This is a genomic window from Pseudomonas viridiflava, assembly GCF_900602065.1.
GTDB lineage: Bacteria > Pseudomonadota > Gammaproteobacteria > Pseudomonadales > Pseudomonadaceae > Aquipseudomonas.
The window spans coordinates 1-405 of the sequence record NZ_UWFN01000267.1 but is presented as its reverse complement, the minus strand read 5'-3'; the positions used below and the strand labels follow the sequence as shown (position 1 = coordinate 405).

At 52.3% G+C, this 405-nt stretch carries 1 pseudogene; it reads right to left on the bottom strand.

The features are described 5' to 3' along the window. Window positions 1–405: pseudogene (locus EE949_RS18230) on the bottom strand (insecticidal toxin complex protein); the annotation flags it as partial.

Below are 405 nucleotides of genomic sequence, written 5' to 3'. Positions count from 1 at the left end.
CCATAAAACTGTTTGACAACGCTTTCATCCGGGAACGCCAGCGTCCAGTTCGAGATAGCCCCTGTGCCTTCGAACGGCAGATACCGACCATCGCCGAACAGCAGTTGGCACAGCCAGCCTTCCTTGCCTACACCTCGACCGTCGTCTGACAGTGTTGAAGACAACGCTATTTGCTGCAAGGCCCGCAAATTGGTTTTGATGTGAGGATGGGCCTTACGTGCGCCATAAAGCAGTTTTGCCGCTTCAATATCTGGCTTGATCAGTGTAGTACTGCCTGTTTGAGTCAGGACGGCACTCAGGTTCTGTAGGCTGTTCGGGTTATCGGATTTCAGTTTGAACGACACGGACACATGCGTGATCTGCCTCAGGTAATGTCCGGGATAGTTGCTGTCGAAGTCCTTGGAT